The following is a 20,548-nucleotide window of genomic DNA, read 5'->3' as shown; positions in this document are numbered from 1 at the left end:
AAGCACCGTGTCAACGCGGTGTTAAGGCGATTTAGATACGCCTCATTAACCATGCTTTGACGAATAACTGCTCAACTCCCATCACGGCGGCGGAAACGTCGCGGCGTCATGTGGAAAGTGAAGCGTATGAATACCGCACGCATTGTGGTTCTGACCATCGCTGTAGGCGCTGGCGGCGTGGCCGCATATCTCGCGAGCGGGTCCGACGACCGGCCGGCTCAAGTTGCCGCGCCCGCGCCGCAGATGCCCACCGTCGACGTTCTCGTCGCCAAGGGCGACATCGCCCTCGGCCAATCGCTCAAGCCCGAAGATCTGCAGTGGCAGAGCTGGCCGGCGGCCACGGCCAGCTCCAGCTTCATCCGGCGCAGCGAGCGGCCCGAAGGACAGACGCAGATCACCGGCACGATCGCGCGGGCGCCGTTCATTGCCGGCGAGCCCATCCGCGAACAGAAGCTCGTCAAGGCCGACGGCTCGGGCTTCATGGCCGCGATCCTGCCGGCCGGCATGCGCGCCGTTTCCACCGAGATTTCTCCGGAGACCGGCGCCGGCGGCTTCATCCTGCCGAACGACCGCGTCGACGTGATCCTGTCCAAGCGCGAGCGCAATCCGGATCAGCCCAACGCGGGCGACGTCGTCAGCTCCGATATCATCCTGTCGAACATCCGCGTGCTGGCGATCGATCAGGCTCCGAAGGAAAAGGACGGCCAGACCACGGTGGTCGGCAAGACCGTCACGCTGGAGCTGAAGCCGGAACAGGCCGAGACGCTCGCGCGTGCCCGTCAAACCGGAACGCTGTCCCTGGCGCTCCGCAGCATCGCCGACGTCAACGTGGCCGAGCACCGCACGGACGAGACCAGCCGCAAGCGCAGCGACAGCGTTGCCGTCGTCCGCTTCGGCATTCCCAGCACGATGACGACGCAGAAGTGAGCAAGAGGACCACCAAGATGACCTGCAGCGAAAATCAGCGGAAGATGCGGACCCTGTTGGTCCGCGCGCTGTCGTTTTCGGCCGCCGCTGCGCTGACCCTCAATCCGGCGATCGCACCGGTGATCGCGGCAGACTACCGCCCGGCGACCGCAGCCGCCGCGGACGGCCAGATCAATGCACGCTTCCTTGCGCTCGGCATCGGCAAGTCCGTCGTCATCGATCTGCCGCGCGACATCAAGGACGTTCTCGTCGCCGATCCGAAGATCGCGAATGCCGTCGTGCGCTCCGCCCAGCGCGCCTACATCATTGGTGCGGCGATCGGCCAGACCAATATCGTCTTCTTCGACGCGCAGGGCCAGCAGATCGCGGCCTACGACATCGCGGTCAAGCGCGACCTGAACGGCGCGCGGGCGGCGCTGAAGCAGTTGCTGCCGAATACCGATATCCAGATCGAAGGCCTCGCCGACAGCATCGTGCTGACCGGCTCGGCGTCGAGCCAGATCGAAGCCCAGCAGGCCGGCGAACTCGCCGCCCGGCTCGCCGGCGGCGCCGACAAGGTCGTCAACTCGATCACCGTGCGCGGCCGCGACCAGGTCATGCTGAAGGTGACGGTCGCCGAGGTGCAGCGCTCGATCGTCAAGCAGCTCGGCATCGATCTCTCCGGCCAGCTCAACTATGGAACAGCCGTCGTCAAATTCGCCAACTCCAATCCGTTCACGGCCTATGGCAGCAATCTGGTCTCGAACAATGCCGTGAGCGCAGCGTTCGGAGCGGCCCCGACGGTGCAGGCGACGCTGCGCGCGATGGAGAACGCGGGCGTGATCCGTACCCTCGCGGAACCCAATCTGACCGCCATCTCGGGCGAGTCCGCGACCTTCATCGCCGGCGGCGAGTTTCCGGTTCCTGCCGGCTACTCCTGCGATCCGACGACCCATGTCTGTACGACGCAGATCAGCTTCAAGAAGTTCGGCATCTCGCTCAACTTCACGCCCGTCGTGCTCAGCGAGGGCCGGATCTCGATGCGGGTGATGACCGAGGTCTCGGAGCTCTCAAACGAGAACTCGATCACGCTGTCGCAAGCCGTCAGCTCGACGACGGTCAACTCGTTGACGGTTCCTTCGATCAAGACCCGGCGTGCCGAGACCACGCTGGAAATTCCCTCCGGCGGCGCCATGGCGATGGCCGGCCTGATCCAGCAGCAGACCAAGCAGGCGATCAGCGGCATGCCGGGCCTGATGCAGCTGCCGGTCCTCGGCGCGCTGTTCCGCAGCCGCGACTACGTCAACAACCAGACCGAACTGATGGTTCTGGTGACGCCGTTCGTCGTCCGCGCCGTGGCACAGAAGGATCTCTCCCGCCCTGACGACGGCTTCGCGGCCGCGTCCGACCCCCAGGCCGATCTCCTGGGCAGCATCAACCGCATCTACGGCGTACCCGGCCGGGCCGAACCCGGACGCAACTATCGCGGCACCTATGGCTTCATCACGGACTGAGCCGGGACAAGGACCTGCAACGATGACCATCACATCCAGCCCCGCTCGATACCGCCGCCTGCCCCTTGCCGCAGCGCTCGCCGGAGCCGCAGCCCTGCTCGGCGCCTGCAACTACACCAGAGACGCTGCCACCACGGCGAGCATCCCGGACGACTACCGGCTGCGCCACCCGATTGCGATCCAGGAGGCCCCGGACTCCCTGGTGGTCTTCGTCGGCCAGGGCCGTGGCGGCCTGACCGCCGAGCAGCGCGCCGACGTGATGGGACTGGCCCAGGGCTGGATTCGCCAAGGCACGGGCGCGATCAGCGCCGACGTGCCGAGCGGCACCCCCAATGCACGGGCGGCCGCCGACTCGATGCGGGAGATCCACTCCCTGCTTGCCGCCGCCGGCGTTCCGCCGCACGGCATCACCGTACGCAATTATCAGCCGAAGGACCCGCGCCAGATGGCCGCGATCCGGCTGAGCTATCCTAAAATGTCGGCCACGGTCGGGCCCTGCGGCGTCTGGCCGGACGACCTCGGGCCGTCGATCAAGAACAAGAACTGGTTCGACAACAAGCCTGACTGGAACTACGGCTGCGCCTACCAGCGCAACATGGCGGCAATGGTCGCAAACCCGTCTGATCTCGTGCAGCCGCGATCCGAAACGCCGTCCTATACCACCCGGCGCACGGCGTTGTTCGACAAATATCGCAAGGGACAATCAACCGCGATCACGTATCCAGAGGCCGACAAGGCCAAACTCAGCGACACAGGCAAATGATCAGCTACGCCCGACAGACCCAAGAGGAGCAGCCTGACGTCGTGCCGCCGCCGGCCGACGATCACATCGCGCCCGCGCCGCGCGTGTCCGTGCAGGCGTTCTGTGAGACGGTGGAAACCGCCGCGACGGTTCAGGCCGCCGGTGAGGACCGGCGCCTCGGCAAGGCGCATCTGAAGGTTCAGATGGGCGGCATGGCGGCGGCGATCGAGGCCTACCGGTCGGCACCGACCCCGAACGTCATCATCCTGGAGACGGATGCGCGCACCGACATCCTGGCAGGCCTGGATCAGCTCGCCACGGTTTGCGACCCGGGCACGCGCGTCGTCGTGATCGGCCGCGTCAACGACGTCACGCTGTATCGCGAGCTGGTGCGGCGCGGCGTCAGCGACTATGTGCTGTCGCCGGTGACGCCGATCGACGTCGTCCGCTCGATCTGCAACCTGTTCTCGGCGCCAGAGGCCAAGGCCGTCGGGCGCATCATTGCCGTCGTCGGCGCCAAGGGTGGCGTCGGAGCTTCGACCCTCGCCCATAACATCGCCTGGGCGATCGCGCGCAACCTGTCGATGGATTCCGTCGTGGCCGACCTTGATTTGGCGTTCGGCACCGCCGGCCTCGACTACAACCAGGATCCCGCGCAGGGCATCGCGGACGCGGTGTTCTCGCCCGACCGGATCGACATCGCCTTCATGGACCGGCTGTTGTCGAAATGCACCGATCATCTGAGCCTGCTGGCCGCGCCCGCGACGCTCGACCGGGTCTACGATTTCGGCGCCGAGGCATTCGATGCGGTCTTCGACACGCTGCGGGCCTCGATGCCCTGCATCGTGCTCGACGTTCCGCATCAATGGGCAGGCTGGACCAAGCGGGCGCTGATCTCCGCGGACGACATCCTGATCGTGGCGGCGCCGGATCTCGCCTCGCTGCGCAACACCAAGAACATGTTCGATCTCCTCAAGGCCGCCCGGCCGAACGATCGCATGCCGCTCTACTGCCTGAACCAGGTCGGCGTTCCCAAGCGGCCCGAGATCAATGCGAGCGAGTTCGCCAAGGCGATCGAAAGCCCGCCGATCGCGACGATCCCGTTCGAGCCGCAGATCTTCGGCGCCGCCGCCAACAACGGCCAGATGATTGCGGAAATGTCTCCCAGTCATCGGACGACGGAGATGTTTCTCCAGATTGCGCAGCGGCTCACCGGCCGCAGCGAGACCAAGAAGCCGAAAGGCTCCTTCCTGTCGCCTCTGCTGGACAAGCTGAGGGCGAAGTAGGCACGCGTGGAGTTCTAAGTCGTGTTTGGTAAGCGTAGCGGATTGGACAACGATACCAGGACCCTCAGGCCGGCCGCGCCAGCGCCCGAGCCGGCGCCGGCAGCACCACGCGCGGCGTCTCCGGCCGTGCCGTCGCCACCTCTGGCTCCGACCCGGCAGGCTCCGCCGCCGCCGCCACCGGTTGTCGAGGCCCGGCGTTCTGACAGTTACTATCAGGTCAAGGCGACGATCTTCGGGGCGCTGATCGAAGCGATCGATCTCGCTCAGCTGGCCAAGCTCGACGGCGAATCCGCGCGCGAGGAAATCCGCGACATCGTCAATGAGATCATCGCGATCAAGAATATCGTGATGTCGATCGCCGAGCAGGAAGAGCTGCTCGACGATATCTGCAACGACGTGCTCGGCTATGGCCCGCTGGAGCCGCTGCTGTCGCGCGACGACATCGCCGACATCATGGTCAACGGCGCCGGTACGGTCTTTATCGAAGTCAACGGCAAGATCCAGCGCACGGGCATCCGGTTCCGCGACAACCAGCAGCTCCTGAACATCTGCCAGCGCATCGTCAGCCAGGTCGGCCGCCGTGTCGACGAATCCTCGCCGATCTGCGACGCGCGTCTCGCCGACGGCTCGCGCGTCAACGCCATCGTTCCGCCGCTTGCGATCGACGGCCCCGCGCTCACCATTCGTAAGTTCAAGAAGGACAAGCTGACGCTCGATCAGCTGGTCAAGTTCGGCGCGATCTCGCCGGAGGGCGCGGAGATCCTGCAGATCATCGGCCGCGTCCGCTGCAACGTGCTGATCTCCGGCGGTACCGGTTCGGGCAAGACCACGCTGTTGAACTGTCTGACCAATTACATCGATCACGACGAGCGCGTCATTACCTGCGAGGACGCCGCCGAGCTCCAGCTGCAGCAGCCACACGTGGTGCGCCTCGAAACCCGGCCGCCCAACATCGAAGGCGAAGGCCAGGTGACGATGCGCGAGCTGGTGAGAAACTGCCTGCGTATGCGACCCGAACGCATCATCGTCGGCGAGGTCCGCGGACCCGAGGCCTTCGACCTGCTGCAGGCCATGAACACCGGTCACGACGGATCGATGGGCACGCTGCACGCCAACAACCCGCGCGAAGCCTTGTCCCGCTGCGAATCCATGATCACGATGGGCGGCTTCTCGCTGCCGTCGCGGACCATCCGTGAGATGATCTGCGCTTCGATCGACGTCATCGTCCAGGCGGCGCGCCTGCGCGACGGCTCCCGCCGCATCACGCACATCACCGAGGTGATGGGCATGGAAGGCGACACCATCATCACCCAGGACATCTTCCTCTACGACATGATCGGCGAGGACGCGAACGGCAAGATCATCGGGCGCCACCGCTCGACCGGAATCGGTCGGCCGCGGTTCTGGGAGCGTGCGCGCTACTACGGCGAAGAGAAGCGGCTTGCGGCTGCACTCGACGCCGCCGAAGTCGCGAGCAAGGACTGAGGAGAGACCCCATGAAGCTTCAGGCTCTCGCCCTTGCCTTCCTCGCCGCCACCGCCATCGGCGGCATCGCCTGGGTGTTCCTTTATCCCCTGCTGTCGGGTGAGCGGAAGGCCGAGCAGCGGCGCAGCACCGTCGCCAAGTCCGAGCCGGTGGTCCGCCAGGCCGAACGCAGTCAGCGCTCGCGCCGCGAGCAGGTCGAGTCGTCGCTGAAGGATCTCGAGGCGAAGGCCCAGAAGCTGAGCAAAGTCCCGCTGAATATGCGGATTTCGCAGGCTGGGCTCGACTGGACCGTGCAGAAGTTCTGGATCGTTTCCGGCGTCCTCGGCTTCGTCGTCTGCGCGGTCGCCTTCTTCGCCGGTGGCGGCCCGCTCGGCGCGCTCGGGCTCGGCTTCGCTGCAGGTCTCGGTTTGCCGCGCTGGATCCTCGGCTACCTCAAGAAGCGGCGCGAGAAGAAATTCCTGGCGGCATTGCCGGACGCCGTCGACGTGATCGTGCGCGGCATCAAGGCGGGCCTGCCGCTGTTCGAATCGATCAAGGTCGTCGCCGCCGATGCGCCGGAGCCCTTGCGCAGCGAGTTCCTCGCGATCATCGAGACCCAGGCGATCGGCATGCCACTCGGCGAGGCCTGTGCGCGGCTGTATGAGCGTATGCCGCTGCCGGAAGCCAACTTCTTCGGCATCGTCATCGCGATCCAGCAGAAGTCGGGCGGCAACCTCTCCGAGGCTCTCGGCAACCTCTCGAAGGTGCTGCGCGACCGCAAGAAGATGAGCGAGAAGATCCAGGCGATGTCGATGGAAGCCAAGGCCTCCGCGGGCATCATCGGATCGCTGCCGCCGATCGTGATGCTGCTGGTCTATCTGAGCACGCCCGACTACATCTCGCTGCTCTGGACCCATCCGACCGGCCAGCTGATGCTGGTCGGCTGCGTGATCTGGATGTCGATGGGCATCCTGGTCATGAAGAAGATGATCAACTTCGATTTCTGAGGTGGACCATGGTCGACTTTCTGGTCACCAAGCTGCACGACCCGCACTTCATGACGATGTTCTTCGCCGCCATCGCGGCGACGGCCACCGTCTATACGTTGATCATGCCGCTGTTCGCGGGCGAAAACCTGAACAAGCGCATGAAGGCGGTCGCCAGCGAACGCGAGCGGATCAAGCAGCGTGAGCGCGAGCGGTTGAACGCCGGCGAGAAGGTCTCGCTGCGGCAGACGCCGAAGCAGCTCATCTCTCGTGTCGTGGAGGATTTCAACCTCACCAAATGGCTCGCCCAGGAAGCGGCCCGCGAGAAGCTCATCATGGCGGGCTACCGCGGCCAGGCGCCCTACATCACTTTCCTGTTCGCGCGCATGGTGACGCCGCTGGTGCTGTTCGTCGGCTCCGTGCTGTACGTCTTCGTGATCGCGCATCTGCAGAAGTCGATGCCGGTCAAGATCGGCATCTGCGTCGGCATGGCCTATCTCGGACTGCAGGCGCCGATGCTGTTCCTCAGCAATGCGATCTCCAAGCGCCAGTTGTCGATCAAGCGCGCCTTTCCCGACGCGCTCGACCTGCTGCTGATCTGCATCGAGTCCGGCATGTCGATCGAGGCCGCCTTCCGCCGGGTGGCGATCGAGATCTCGAGCCAGTCGATCGCGTTGTCGGAGGAGTTCACGCTGACCACCGCGGAGCTCTCCTACCTGCAGGACCGCAAGGTCGCCTATGAGAACCTCGCCCGCCGCACCGGCCTGGAGGGCGTGAAGTCGGTCTGTCTCGCGCTCCAGCAATCGGAGCGATACGGCACGCCGCTTGGACAGTCGCTGCGCGTGATGGCGCAGGAAAATCGCGACATGCGCATGAACGAGGCCGAGAAGAAGGCGGCCGCGCTGCCGCCGAAGCTGACGGTGCCGATGATCCTGTTCTTCCTGCCGGTGCTGTTCGTGGTCATTTTGGGACCGACCGGCATCAAGGTCGCGGCCATGCAGTAGACGTAGACCGCTCGCGAGAAATTTCGCTTGCGGTCGCGGCTCTACCCTGGAAGCTAGGCGGAGCATGATCGAGGTCTCCGCCTGATGTCCGACAAGCTCCGCCGCGCCGATGGCGCCCGCGTTCTGGCCGATCTGAACGCGCTGCGTGCCTTCGGCACCTACAAGACCGGCGTGCACCGGCCGACCTTCTCCAACGCCCACCGGCAGTCGCTGGCCTGGCTCGCCGAGCGCCTGCCCGACGCGCAGCTGACGCCTGATATCGACGGCATCGGCAATGTGCTCGGCACCAGCGCCAAGCCGGGACGCAAGCTGCTGGCGGGCTCGCATCTGGAGAGCCAGAACCAGGCCGGCTGGCTCGACGGCCCGCTCGGCGTCGTCTACGCGCTGGAGGCGGCGCGCGTGCTCAATCCAGACCCGTCCATCAACGGTGCGGTGGAGGTCGCCTCCTGGTGCGACGAGGAGGGCCACTTCGGCAGCATGCTCGGCAGCCGGTCCTATGTCGGCGACGTCAGCGAGGCCGAAATCGATGCTGCCCGCGACCGCAGCAGCCCGCGCACGATGCGGGAGGCGCTTGCCGAGATGGGCCTCGCCGGACGGCCGCGCCTGCAGGCCGAGCGCGGCCGACATATCGGCTATCTCGAAGCTCATATCGAGCAGGGCGACACGCTCGAGGCGAGCGGGCTCAAGATCGGTGTCGTCACCTCGATCGTCGGCATCTGGCAATACCGCATCACCTTCACCGGCGAGCAGAACCATGCCGGCACGACGCGGATGGCGGTGCGCAAGGATGCCGGGCTCGCGCTCGCCAAGTTCTGTGTCGCGATCGATGCGCGCTTTCCGGCCGCCTGCGGCCCGCGCACGGTGTGGACCACGGGACGCATCACGCTCGATCCGGGCGCACCGAGCATCATCCCCGGCCAGGCCGAGATGCTGTTCCAGATCCGCGACGACAATGCCGCCGTGGTCGACCGGCTCGAACAGCTGCTGCGTGAGATGGCTGCGCAGGCGTCAGACGCAGGTCCCTGCCATGTCGCCGTCGAGCGTATTCGTACCGGCGCGCCGGCCATGATGGACGGCACGTTCCAGGATGCGGTCGAGGCCGCCAGCCGCGATCTTGCCGGCGGCAAGTCGCTGCGGATGCCGAGCGGCGCCGGACACGACGCGCAGGTGCTGGCCACCATCATGCCGGCGGGCATGCTGTTCGTGCCGTCGATCGGCGGCATCAGCCATCACTGGACCGAGAACACCTCCGATGCCGACATCGTCACCGGCGCCGACGTGTTCGTCGACACATGCCGCCGCCTGCTCACAGGCGCGACGCGATAGGGCACGCCGTCAGTCCGGCGGGTTGAGCGCGGCCATCGGCGCCGCGTTGCGCGCCTTGCCCTGGCTCTGCCCCTGAATCATCTGCTTGAGATAGGCGACGTTGGCGGCGGCCTCGTCCGGCGGCAGATCGGCCCGTGCGATCTGCTCGGCCTCCGCGAAGCGTCCCTGCAGGCCGACGACGAGCGCGAGGTTCTGGCGCACCCGCGCGTCCGCCCGCTGCGAGCCGTAGGCCTGGCGCAGCACCTCCTCGGCCTTCGGGAGCTCTCGCGTCAGCATGTAGGACAGGCCGAGATTGGACAGCACCGAGGGCTCGCCCGGCACGATCTTCAGCGCGCTGTCGTAATAGCGCCGCGCCTCGTCGTGGCGGCCCATCTGGTCCAAGACGGTGCCCTGCACCGACAGCAGCTTCCAGTCGGGATTGTCGGGCGAGTGCGCGCGCGACAGCACGTCGAACGCCAGCTTGAAATTGCCGTTGTCGGCGAGTGCCCGTCCGTAGGCCGCGAGCACGGTCTTGTTGCCGGCGTTGGCGAGCGTGGCCTGCTCGAGCACGGCGACCGCCTGCTCGCGCTGGCCGTTGTTGCGCAGCGCCTGGCCATAGGCGAGCGCGATGGCGGCATCCTTCGGGTTGGCGCGGTAGCGCTCGCCATAGACCTCGACCGCGCGCTGCGGGGTCGCGGGCGGCGGCGGCTCGGCCCGGCTGCGCAGCGAGCCCGTGACGTCGGACATGGTCTGGCAGCCGCCGAGGCCCGCAGCGACAAGCGCGGCGAGGGCAACGGACGCGAGGAGCCGGGGAATGGGAGGCGCTTGACGCATGTCACTTGGACTCGAACGAGCGAATTGAACGCACCAGCAATAAACTGTTAACGCTAACAGCCGGTTAATGGCGTGTTCCAGGCGCAGCCGTCACATTTGCGTCGGCTTGCAGGCGATGCGGCCGGCGCGATTGCAGCGGCCTCCAAACTCTGCGAAGTCTGGCTGCCGCGCGCCAGTTAGGGAACCATTAGGCATGCCGTCGATGTTCGAGACCGCCTCCACAACGTCCGCCATCCCGATCACCTTCGTAACGAAGGCGAGCTGGCCGGGGATCAAGGAGGGCTTGTCCACTGAAGCACGCAACTTCGCCGAGGCCAACGTCTACACCGCCAAGCCCGGCAGCTATCTGGCGCTGCCAGCCGCCGACGGCCGCATCGCGCAGGTCCTGTTCGGCATCGAGGACGACGACGCCGGGCACCGCGATCTGTTCCGGCCCGGCGCCCTGCCCGGCCTGCTGCCTGCGGGCACCTACCGCTTTGCCAATGCTCCCCATGATGCGCGGCTGGCGGCGCTCGCCTTCGCGCTCGGCAGCTACCGCTTCGGCCGCTACCGCAAGACCGAGACGCCGGAGGTTCGCCTCGTTCCGCCGGATGGCGTCGACGCCGCCGAGCTGAACCGACTTGCCGACGCGGCGACATTGGCGCGCGACCTCGTCAACACGCCGTCCAACGACATGGGGCCCGAGGAGCTCGAGGCCGCTGCAAAGCAGCTCGCCGACCGCTTCGGCGCCCGCTTCACCAGCATCGTCGGCGACGACCTGCTGCAAGCGAACCATCCGCTGATCCATGCCGTCGGCCGCGCCTCGACCCGCGCGCCGCGCCTGATCGAGCTCGTCTGGGGCGATCCATCACATCCCAAGGTGACCCTGGTCGGCAAGGGCGTCTGCTTCGACACCGGCGGGCTCGACCTGAAGCCGTCGAGCAGCATGCTCCTGATGAAGAAGGACATGGGCGGCGCCGCCAACGTGCTGGCGCTGGCGCAGATGGTGATGGATGCCAAGCTCAAGCTGCATCTGCGCCTGCTGATTCCAGCGGTCGAGAACGCGGTCGCCGGCAACGCCTTCCGTCCGCTCGACGTGTTTCCCTCGCGCAAGGGCATCACGGTCGAGATCGGCAACACCGATGCCGAGGGCCGGCTGGTCCTGGCTGACGCGCTGGCGCTGGCCGACGAGGACAAGCCCGACCTGCTGATCGACATGGGCACGCTGACCGGCGCGGCGCGCGTCGCGCTCGGTCCCGATTTGCCGCCATTCTACACCCAGGACGAGGCGCTCGCCGCCGACGTCGCGCGCTGCGCTGCCGCCGAGAACGATCCGCTGTGGCGCATGCCGCTGTGGGCGCCCTACGACTCGTGGCTCGACTCCAAGGTCGCGACCATCAACAACGCGCCCTCGGGCGGCTTCGCCGGCTCGATCACCTGCGCGCTTTTCCTGCAGCGCTTCGTCGAGCACGCGAAGAGCTGGCTGCATCTCGACATCTTCGCCTGGACGCCGTCCGCCAAGCCGGGCCGGCCCGAGGGCGGCGAATGCCAGGCGGCGCGTGCGCTCTACAAGCTCCTGAGCGAGCGCTATGGCTGATCCGCGCCTCACGCCTGCGCGCGGCGACATCGCTGCGAAGCGTCTCGAAGGCCAGGTCACGGCCGCGCGCTTCGTCGAGGGCGAGATGCTGGTGGTCGTCGATTCCATCGCGCCGCTACGCCAGCAGCCGTTCTCCGCCGCCGAGCTGGCGACGCAAGCGCTGAGGGGCGAGCGCGTCACGATCTATGATCGCAACGGCGAGGGCTGGGCCTGGGGCCAGCTCGCGACCGACGGCTATGTCGGCTGGCTGCCGGAGGCCGCGCTGGCGGCGCCCGCTGCGGCGCCGACGCACAAGATCAGCGCCGTGCGCAGCTTCGCGTTCCCCGGACCGTCGATCAAACTGCCGCCGGTCGCGACGCTGGTGATGGGCTCGACCATCGCGGTCGCGCGCGAGGACGCGAGCTTCGCCGTGACGGCCGATGGCTGGTTCGTGCCGAAGCCGCACGTGGCGCTGCTCGGTGCCATCGAGCCCGATTATGTCGCGGTCGCCGAACGCTTCGTCGGCACGCCCTATCTGTGGGGCGGCAAGAGCAGCCTCGGCATCGACTGCTCCGGCCTGGTGCAGGTGTCGTTGAATGCTGCGGGTGTGCCGTGCCCGCGCGACAGCGACATGCAGCTCGCCGCGCTGGGGCGCTTGCTCGACGGGGGAGAGCCGCTTCGCCGCGGCGATCTGATGTTCTGGAGGGGCCACGTCGCCATCGTGCGCGATGCTGACACGATCGTCCACGCCAACGCGTTTCATATGGCCACGCAGATCGAGCCGATCGGCGAAGCGATTGCCCGTATCAAGGCGAGCGGGAGCGATGTGCTCGCGATCAAGCGGCTGGATTGACTCGCCTCATCGCGCTGGCGCGTCCTCCCGATGAGGTTTTGAGACGCAGGCTCCCTCCTCCGTCATTGCGAGCGTAAGCGAAGCAATCCAGAGTCCCGCCCACGACTCTGGATTGCTTCGCTGCGCTCGCAATGACGCGGAGAGAGCGGCGCAAGAGTCCGATATACCTATCAAACAGCAACAGGCCGCGCCAAACAGCAGGGCAAGCATCCGCATTCTCGCGGCCGCATCGGTCCGAGTCCTGCTGCAATCATCCGCCCTCGAAAACATGAGAGGGCGCAGGGAAGGCCGGGTGCCGACCGCACCCGTGGTTGCGTGCAACAAGCACGCGGTAGTCACCACAGGTACGGGCCGAACATCCGGCCTTCCCTGCGCGATGTTTTGCGACTTACTTCGTGATCTCCCCAGGGACCGGCTTTCTTGCCCCTGTCGGCCGCAGGCCTCATCGGCTCCCGCGACCTTGACGCCAGCATCGGGGCGCCAGGACCACACGACTTCGCCGTCCGCATGACACCGTTCGTCGGTGCGCGAATGCACACTGCAACATCATCGCGGCCATCGCATCCCGCACCCGACGTCCGTGACGACGCGTACGTCCCTCTCGTGGGGCAGGACGAGGCGGAGCATGCACGATTTCCGAAAAAAAGAAAGATGAATATTTTTCGCGAGAGGACTGGACAGGCGGAAGCGGACCGCGCCCGTCGGCCAAATCACCCGCAATCGCGTGGGTTCTCGCCGCAGCCCAAGAGATCTGAGATTCTGACTGCCGGCGCTTTTGGTAATTCGCCCGATCTCGAGAGTATAGCGACAGATTGGTGCCCGGCAGACGATTGCCGCTTCTGTGAAGGGTTTCGGATGCCGGCCGCATGATTGACGTCGCGGCATATTCGGGCGGCCGGCGTCCGAAAGCCTCCAAGGGGGGAACCCGCGCATGGTGGGCAGGACTGGTGCGGAGGCGCATTCCACCGTGGCCGGTCGATGAGCGGCGGGCACGACGAACAGCTTTGCAGAATGGCGGTTGTGCGGTCATGAGGTGTCGATCCTGATGGCGCTGGTTGGCGCAGTCGGCTGATGGCGCGGCTGCCGTCGCCTCTGTTGATCTAGCGCAAGGCTGGAATTGAGAAGAACGGCAACATTAAGAAGAACGGCCACGTTGATGCGACAGAGGGGCGGATCATGGGGCGCGCAGGACGCTGGCGGGTTCAAGGAGCGGCCATCGTCGCCGCGATGATTCTGCTGGCGTCGCCGGCGCGGGCGGGCTGCAGTCCAGAAGACATCGCGGATGCCTTTATCGGGACGCTGTCCGCCGCATATGTGTGCAAGTCGGTCTATGAGAATGACGCAAGCCGCTACGCAGCGATTGCACTGACCGCAGCACTCAGCGGCGTCGCCTTGTCAGGGTCGGACACGGGGAAAGGGCAAGCCCTGGTCAATCAATTCTGCGCAGAGGCGCAGGGCAACGCCGACCAAGTCGTCAGCAAGCTGAACACGATCTTTGGCAACGCGATCGCAGAAAATGTTCTCGGCGATCTTTCCAAGGAGCTCGCAGCCGTTGGCGCGGCCGCAGACGTCGTGAAATGCGCCTGCAAGAGCGAGCAGAGCACCGTTGGATTGGGTTCCGAAGTCGGCTCATGTCTTCAGGAGGCGCTGTGCTGGGGGCAGGAAAAGCTTGGCATGCAGTCCTGCGGCGATTGCGAGGTCCTTCCGCCTGTTCAAGCCACATGCGCCGCGATCAACGCGACGTGCGAAAAAGTACATTACATGGAGTGGTGGAGGTACCCGGAATGTCAAGGCATCGGCGGCCCCGGCTCGATCTTCAGCCCTTCCAGCAAAGGCGTCTATCAGGATCAATACGATCGATATGGCGTGGGCATGGTGGAAACCGGCGACGGGACGCTGGTGGTCACGGATCCCGGCGCCTATGCCTGCCACACAGGGAGCAGTTACTGCACCTGTCCGAAACCGATGGTGCCGCACTGGCAACAGGTCCCCAACCCCGGATCCGGCGATAGCAAGTACGTGTTCTCGTGCGATTGCCCGAAGGACACCCATCCCGGCGCGTTGAAGTCGGACGGGCTCTCCGAGTGCCTGTGCGACGACACCAACCAGGTGGCGGCTTTCGGCTTTGCGCCCTACGGCATGTGTCCGCCCGCGGCCTGCCCGGCCGGACAGACAAGACTCGGCGGCGACAAGAACAGCCCCTGTGTCACGCCCTGCTCCGACAAGAGCCAGGGAATGGCCTTTGACGGGAGCTGCTGCAATCCCGCGCAGATGACCAATTGTGGAGAATGTTGCCCGCCGGACACCGTGCCCAACGTCAAGACCGGCTCCTGCGAGCCACGGCCCAAGCAGCCGAAATGAGGCGGACCGACATGATCGAGCTTGGCCGACAGACGTCCTTGACAGCCGCCGTCCGTGCGATGCGGCGCCTCGCCTGGCTGCTGATCCTGCCTCTCGCACTCGGGGGGCCCGCGTCGGCGCAAACGCCGCCCGGCGTTTACACCCCCGGCGATGCTGCAGTCACCGGATTCTCCGGGGCTATTCGCCCGTTCGAGATCGAGCCCGGTCAGGATCCCGACGTTCGGACCATCATCGATCCTGGAGGGCCGTCGCTGCGCATCGTCGATCTAAGACGCATGGGCGGTCCGCCCCAGGCGCAATTGGTCGGTGCGCCGAAGCCGTTCACCGTCAGCGCGAAGTCGATCGGGCAGGTGTTTGGCGTCGCTCTGGACGACAGTTCCCCCGCCAACATTTACGTCGCGGCGACATCCGCCTATGGTCTCTCGATCGTCGCGCCGGGACCTGAAGGTCGACCGCAACATGTCAGGCTCGGGACTAGCGGCGCGACCTTCATGCCGGCACAATGGGGTCCGGGCGGCGGCCCGGGATCGATCTGGAAGATCAATGGCGCCACCGGCGCGGTGACGCTGTTCGCGAATGTCACCACGGGCGACAAGGCCAATTCGGGCGCGGCGCTCGGGGGATTGGCCTATGATCCGGCGACCAAGTCTCTGTTCGTCGCCGACCGTGAGACCGGGCTGATCCATCGCTTCGGCCCGAACGGCGTCGACCTCGGTGTCTATGATCACGGCGTCGCCGGCAACGCAGCCGCGGGACTTCCGACGACGCCGGCGCCGGCCGGGCCAGGCGTCGATATTACGAATCCTCAATTCGACAGCGCGCAGCCCGAGACCTGGGGCTACGCGGCACCGGATCGGCGAGTGTTCGGCCTCGCCATTCGCGACCGCCGGCTCTACTACGCGGTCGCCGAGGGCTTGCGGGTGTGGTCGGTCGGGCTCAACGCGAACGGCTCGTTCGGTGCGGACGCCAGAATCGAAGTCGTCGCGCCGTCCGCCGCCGGCCCCACCGAGATCTCCAGGATTACTTTCGACGATGAGGGACGGATGTTTTTGGCCGAGCGGCCAGCGCCGACCGGGGCGCAGGATTTCGAGGCCTTGTCCGCGCCGTCGATCGGCCGCGTGCTGCGCTATACGCTGATCGGTGTCACTGAGATCAAGCAGCCGATCTGGCAGCCCTTGCCGGACGAATATGCGGTGGGATTCCCCGAACGTTTCCGCAATGGCAATGGCGGCGTCGCGATCGGCTACAGCTACGACATGGGCGGGACCATGAATCCGGCCTCCTGCGGCGGCTTCGTCTGGACCACCGGCGAACAATTGCGCCACGCCACCGATCCCAAGCTCGTGGCTCAACTCGGCCAGAACGACGCGCTTGCGATCGACGGACTGCAGGGGAATCCGATCTGGCGCATCCGCCGCGGCGATGAGCCACCGCTGCTCAGTTACTTCATCGACTATGCCGACGCGCCGCCCGATCTATCAGCTCGCGGGCACATGGGAGATATCGCCATCTTGCGCGCGTGTACGAGGGAAGCCGCACAGATACGGCTGGCGCCGCGTCCAGCCGGCGCGCCGCCTCCCGCCGGCATGCCGAAGCCACCGGGTCTGCAGACCTGCAAGACCCATGTCTGCGGTTCGGACGGATCGGTTTGTCCGCCCAATCAGATCTGGATCATCAAGACCAAGAGTTGCGCGTCGAGCTGCGCCCCGCCCAATGTTCTGGTCAATGGCCAATGCTGCTCGCCCAAAGACCTGCAGCCGGGGGGCATCTGTTCGAACAACAATCCGTCGACTGATATCGCCAAGCCGATGTGCGGCGTCAACCAGACGGCGATCGGCCCGAACAATGAATGCTGCGAGAACAGCCAGATCTATTCCGGCCCGATTGGCCAACAACTTTGCTGCGGGACGACCGTGGTGAACGGCGTGTGCGATCCGTTGAAGCCGAAAATTCCGGACTGGAAATGCCCGAGCTGCTGTGCGCCCGACTATGTCAAGATCGCCGGCAAGTGCTGTCTCAAGAGCCAGGCGACGTCGAAGGGACAGTGCTGCCCGGCCGGCCAGATTGCGAGCCCCGACGGCACGCTATGCATACCGCTGCACTGGCTGCCGAGACTTTCACAGTGTTGCGCCTCGGGCTTCTTGCCGACTGCGAATAGCAAATGCTGCGCGCCCGCGAATCTGACGACGAGCGGCGAGTGCTGCGCGGCCCCGGTCGACCCAAAGGATCGAAGCCAGTGCTCCAAGAAGATCGAGAAGAAGTCCACCACGGTCGTCCCCGTGATTCCGAAGCTGCCGACGACGTGCCAACCTGGTGAGCGGCGCAATGCCGACGGCGTGTGCGTGGCACGCAAGCCGGGGGTGACGCGGGACCGGCGGGCGCCGGATGTCGGTCGCCCGATCGTCTGCCCCCCCGGTTGGATTCCGGGGCCGCTTGGCGCGCGCTGCCGGCCGACCGGCCGATTTGCGCCGCGCATGCCGGGGTTCAGACCGGTCCCCCCGCCCGGCATGATGATGCCGCGACGATGAAGGAAGCAGCGATGCTGCGAGGACACGAATTCGCAAATCATTACTACACGCCAACTGCGGAAGTCGGCAGCCATATGGAGGATGACCGATGACCAATTTGATCCGTAGCGTTGCCACGGCGGCTGCCGTCTTCACGCTGTCTTTGCTTTGCGTGCAGCCCGGCCGAGCGGAGAGTTCGCGCAGCGACATCGAGGCGATCGTCAAGGACTATATAGCGACCCATCCCGAAGAAATCGAGCAGGTCGTGAAGGACTACCTCGCCAAGCACCCCGAGGCCGTGCAACAGGCCATCTCCGACCTGATCAAGAAGCGGCAAGCCGCGACGCCGGCGGCGGCGCCCGGTTCCGACAAGACTGCACTGGTGAAGCAAAATGCGCCGGCCTTGTTCGCGTCAGCGCACCAGGTCACGCTCGGCAACCCGCGGGGTGATGTCACCCTGGTCGAGTTCTTCGATTACAGCTGCGGCTACTGCAAGCGTGCGCTCGGCGATATACTCGAATTGTTGAAGAGCGACCCCAAGCTCAAGATCGTGCTCAAGGAATTTCCGATCCTCGGCCCCGGTTCGCTGGAGGCGGCGCGCGTCGCGGTAGCGGTACGCATGCAAGACCCGACGGGCGCGAAATACCTCGACTTTCATCAGCGACTTCTCCAAAGCAGCGGACCCGCCGACAAGGCGCGCGCGTTGGCCATCGCGCAGACGATCGGTCTCGACGTTGCTCAGCTTGAAAAGGACATGGACAGCGTGGAGGTGCGCCAAAGCCTCGATGAGAGCGGCAATCTTGCGCAGAAATTGGGATTGAACGGGACGCCGAGCTATGTCATCGGCGGCAATGTCATTGTCGGCGCGGTCGGACTTGCCACGCTGAAGGCCAGAATTCAGCAGGCTCGCCAGTAGTACGCTCCGATAGCGAAGATATGCATCGACGCCCGAGGTCTCGATTTGTGCAGCGCGCGAGTCCGCTGCTGTGAAGGGCTTCGGATGCCGGCAGCATGATTGACGGCGCGCATATTCGGGCGGCCGGCGTCCGAAAGCCTCCAAAGGAGGAAACCGCGCATGGTGGGCAGGACTGGTGCGGCAGGCTCTATGGGGACTTGAGCGCTGCAGGCGAGCCGGCTGATTGAGCTCGAAATGGTGCAGCGAGCTTCGCGACGATGGCGCGGCGGGTGAATGAGCGGTGGATGGCGTGGCAAGCGATCAATTGTCGGCGGATTGACGACGACAGATGGACGTTTGGGCGCATTCCACCGGGCCGGTCGATGAGCGGCGGGCACGACGAGCAGCTTTGCAGAATGGCGGTTGTGCGGTCATGAGGTGTCGATCCTGATGGCGCTGATTGGCGCAGTCGGTTGATGGCGCGGCGTTGCGCCTCGCGTGAAGTCGGTCTGCCTCGCGCTCCAGCAATCGGAGCGCTACGGCACCCCGCTCGGGCAATCGCTGACGACGCGTACGTCCCTCTCGTGGGGCAGGACGGGGCGGAGCATGCACGGTTTCCGAAAATAAGAAACAGAAATATTTTTTCAGGAGGGGCTGGACGGGCTTTCGCAGACACGGCCCGTCGGGAAATCATTTTCCATGCCACGGGGGCGAACGATAGGGTCCTCGTGGCCCGCAAACGCGCTGAGCTACACTGACGGAATCACGATGTGTTTGTGTCCTGCGCAAATCGCTCGACGAGGTCGGACCAAAACGGAATGTGCTTGACTTGCGGAGGCCAGGGTTTGCTGCTCCAGCCCGTGAACTCTCGTTCGAAATAGTCGTTCAGATTGGCACCATAGTAGATGGCGTCGACGCCGTAGATCGAAAAGACCGGGTTACCTGACTCATGCGGCTGCTCAGGCAAATATCGGTGAGCAATCAACGGAATTAGTTTTGGCGCCCGGGACACGATTTCCCGAAGCGCCTCTTCCCGGGCGCGTGCGGTCAAAGGTAGCCTTCCCCATTCCGACCACCACAATTGTCCGTTCTCGACAGAGTGACGAAGACTTTCAAACGGCCATTCAAGCGCTCGTCTTATCGCACGATCGTCCGTCCAGTCGTGTCCATTCGTCGGCCGCCTTCGTCTCAGAAGCGCCATCAAATCGGGAGGAAAGACCAACCCAAATCGACGTTGCGCCCTGTCGAGCTCGGATTGCGTATATCCCTTGGTCCAACGAACCGTGTCCCTGCCGGACATTCCTATTGCTTCCGTTTGCTTCGGCCTCTCTCGATCGCAGGATCGCGCCGATGCAGGTTGGAGACGCGCGAATGTATCAAATTCGTCTTGGCCCATTCCGGACCCATTGATCGGCTCCACGGTACGACCGATGACCTGAACTGACCAGAGGTGATCCCCCAGCAGCTTTGTCGACGTTCGCAAGTGCGTTTCCTAAGGCCGCTCGCTCTTTCCCGATGCGCTCAACTCGACGATGGCCTGCTGCACCAAACGACGCCATTTCGAGGGCAGCCTCGGATAGAGCCGGTGCACGGTCTCTCCGCTCTTGAGCGGGACGTGCCAGTAGGGGCCAAGGTTGCCTGCCGGCGACGGACCCATATCGACCCAGGCGCGATTCCAATCGAGATCAGCCCATTGTTCTTCGGTGACGCGATAGCCGTCACGCAGCCAATCCTTATGCGTGGTTCCAGAAATCCATTCTGGACGTCCTGGAGCATCAGTCACGGCACGCTCTCCGGATTCGCGCCATCAGTTGCAACAGAGTGGCTGCCGACAAGCGACATCTAGCTCGTCGCCGTCCCATTCCCCGCCGTCTCGTTCCTGAACGCCGCTGCGAACAGCGCGTGGGTGTAGTCGGTCTTCGGCGCCTTGAACAGCTCGACCGCCGGCCCCTCCTCCACGACCTTGCCGTTGCGCATCACGATCAGATGGGAGGCGAGGGCGGCGACCACGCGCAGATCGTGCGAGATGAACATGTAGGTCAGCTCGCGCTTGCGCTGCAGATCGCGCAGGAGATCGACCATCTGCGACTGGAACAGCATGTCGAGCGCCGAGGTCGGCTCGTCCAGCACGACGAAGCTCGGCTCGAGCACGACCGCGCGGGCCACCGAGATGCGCTGGCGCTGGCCGCCGGAGAATTCGTGCGGATAGCGGAAGCGCGTCTCCGGATCGAGCCCGACCTCCTTGAGCGCCTTGACGACCTTGGCCTCGCGCTCCTCATCCGTCAGTTTCGGCTGATGCACGCTCAGTCCCTCGGCGATGATGTCGCCGACCGACA

The 20,548-nt window shown here is 65.3% G+C and carries 17 protein-coding genes; 13 read left to right on the top strand and 4 right to left on the bottom strand.

Features of this window, described 5'->3' with window-relative positions; translation table 11 throughout:
- Window positions 1-126 precede the first annotated feature (126 nt).
- The 8 genes from cpaB to QW868_RS22655 all read left to right on the top strand — a co-directional run bounded on the left by cpaB (window position 127) and on the right by QW868_RS22655 (window position 9,228).
- A complete protein-coding gene (gene cpaB / locus QW868_RS22690) occupies window positions 127-927 on the top strand; it encodes a Flp pilus assembly protein CpaB (protein ID WP_315734619.1) in 801 nt (266 codons plus the stop codon).
- A gap of 17 nt (window positions 928-944) precedes the next feature.
- Entirely contained in the window at window positions 945-2,420 is a 1,476-nt protein-coding gene (locus QW868_RS22685; protein WP_316231624.1) for a type II and III secretion system protein family protein, read from the top strand.
- Between the two features lie 22 nt (window positions 2,421-2,442).
- Window positions 2,443-3,183 carry a CpaD family pilus assembly protein gene (locus QW868_RS22680; RefSeq protein WP_315734622.1) on the top strand — a complete coding sequence of 247 codons (741 nt, stop codon included), beginning with the start codon at window positions 2,443-2,445 and terminating at the stop codon, window positions 3,181-3,183.
- Window positions 3,180-4,448 (top strand): CpaE family protein, encoded by a 1,269-nt coding sequence (locus QW868_RS22675; RefSeq protein WP_315734624.1) that lies wholly within the window; start codon window positions 3,180-3,182, stop codon window positions 4,446-4,448. Before QW868_RS22680 ends, QW868_RS22675 begins: the two co-directional genes overlap by 4 nt.
- A 21-nt stretch (window positions 4,449-4,469) precedes the next feature.
- On the top strand, window positions 4,470-5,933 hold the full coding sequence (locus QW868_RS22670; protein ID WP_315734626.1) for a CpaF family protein: 1,464 nt from the start codon (window positions 4,470-4,472) through the stop codon (window positions 5,931-5,933).
- A gap of 11 nt (window positions 5,934-5,944) precedes the next feature.
- The gene (locus QW868_RS22665) at window positions 5,945-6,919 is read left to right on the top strand and encodes a type II secretion system F family protein (protein WP_316231554.1); all 975 of its coding nucleotides are present in this window, start codon (window positions 5,945-5,947) and stop codon (window positions 6,917-6,919) included.
- 8 nt (window positions 6,920-6,927) lie between these two features.
- On the top strand, window positions 6,928-7,902 hold the full coding sequence (locus QW868_RS22660; RefSeq protein ID WP_315775479.1) for a type II secretion system F family protein: 975 nt from the start codon (window positions 6,928-6,930) through the stop codon (window positions 7,900-7,902).
- A gap of 84 nt (window positions 7,903-7,986) precedes the next feature.
- Window positions 7,987-9,228 carry a Zn-dependent hydrolase gene (locus tag QW868_RS22655; RefSeq protein WP_316231553.1) on the top strand — a complete coding sequence of 414 codons (1,242 nt, stop codon included), beginning with the start codon at window positions 7,987-7,989 and terminating at the stop codon, window positions 9,226-9,228.
- A gap of 9 nt (window positions 9,229-9,237) precedes the next feature.
- On the opposite strand, the gene QW868_RS22650 is transcribed toward QW868_RS22655, so the two are convergent.
- Window positions 9,238-10,041 carry a tetratricopeptide repeat protein gene (locus tag QW868_RS22650; protein ID WP_316231552.1) on the bottom strand — a complete coding sequence of 268 codons (804 nt, stop codon included), beginning with the start codon at window positions 10,039-10,041 and terminating at the stop codon, window positions 9,238-9,240.
- A 193-nt stretch (window positions 10,042-10,234) separates the two neighbouring features.
- Between QW868_RS22650 and QW868_RS22645 the strand changes: the two genes are divergently transcribed.
- The 5 genes from QW868_RS22645 (at window position 10,235) to QW868_RS22625 (ending at window position 18,233) form a co-directional block, all read left to right on the top strand.
- Window positions 10,235-11,617: a leucyl aminopeptidase family protein gene (locus tag QW868_RS22645; RefSeq protein WP_316231551.1), complete on the top strand. Its 1,383-nt coding sequence runs from the start codon at window positions 10,235-10,237 to the stop codon at window positions 11,615-11,617.
- The gene (locus QW868_RS22640) at window positions 11,610-12,449 is read left to right on the top strand and encodes an NlpC/P60 family protein (protein WP_316231550.1); all 840 of its coding nucleotides are present in this window, start codon (window positions 11,610-11,612) and stop codon (window positions 12,447-12,449) included. Before QW868_RS22645 ends, QW868_RS22640 begins: the two co-directional genes overlap by 8 nt.
- A gap of 1,176 nt (window positions 12,450-13,625) precedes the next feature.
- Window positions 13,626-14,810: a hypothetical protein gene (locus tag QW868_RS22635; RefSeq protein ID WP_315813407.1), complete on the top strand. Its 1,185-nt coding sequence runs from the start codon at window positions 13,626-13,628 to the stop codon at window positions 14,808-14,810.
- On the top strand, window positions 14,807-17,338 hold the full coding sequence (locus QW868_RS22630; protein ID WP_316231549.1) for a hypothetical protein: 2,532 nt from the start codon (window positions 14,807-14,809) through the stop codon (window positions 17,336-17,338). The genes QW868_RS22635 and QW868_RS22630 overlap by 4 nt, the downstream gene beginning before the upstream one ends.
- Window positions 17,339-17,426: 88 nt before the next feature.
- Window positions 17,427-18,233 carry a DsbA family protein gene (locus tag QW868_RS22625; protein ID WP_316231548.1) on the top strand — a complete coding sequence of 269 codons (807 nt, stop codon included), beginning with the start codon at window positions 17,427-17,429 and terminating at the stop codon, window positions 18,231-18,233.
- Window positions 18,234-18,975: 742 nt separating this feature from the next.
- On the opposite strand, the gene QW868_RS22620 is transcribed toward QW868_RS22625, so the two are convergent.
- The 3 genes from QW868_RS22620 to QW868_RS22610 all read right to left on the bottom strand — a co-directional run.
- Window positions 18,976-19,263: a hypothetical protein gene (locus QW868_RS22620; protein ID WP_315775486.1), complete on the bottom strand. Its 288-nt coding sequence runs from the start codon at window positions 19,261-19,263 to the stop codon at window positions 18,976-18,978.
- Between the two features lie 441 nt (window positions 19,264-19,704).
- Window positions 19,705-19,995, bottom strand: coding sequence for a hypothetical protein (locus tag QW868_RS22615; protein ID WP_315775487.1), 291 nt, complete (start codon window positions 19,993-19,995; stop codon window positions 19,705-19,707).
- Window positions 19,996-20,054: 59 nt separating this feature from the next.
- Window positions 20,055-20,548, bottom strand: a 494-nt coding sequence (locus QW868_RS22610) for an ATP-binding cassette domain-containing protein (protein ID WP_316231547.1), incomplete at its 5' end; no start/stop codon positions are given.

It is taken from the genome of Bradyrhizobium sp. SZCCHNR1051, from assembly GCF_032489615.1.
In the GTDB taxonomy this organism is placed as follows: Bacteria; Pseudomonadota; Alphaproteobacteria; order Rhizobiales; family Xanthobacteraceae; genus Bradyrhizobium.
Note: the sequence above shows the minus strand (reverse complement) of the source record. Positions and strands in the feature narration are given on the sequence as shown.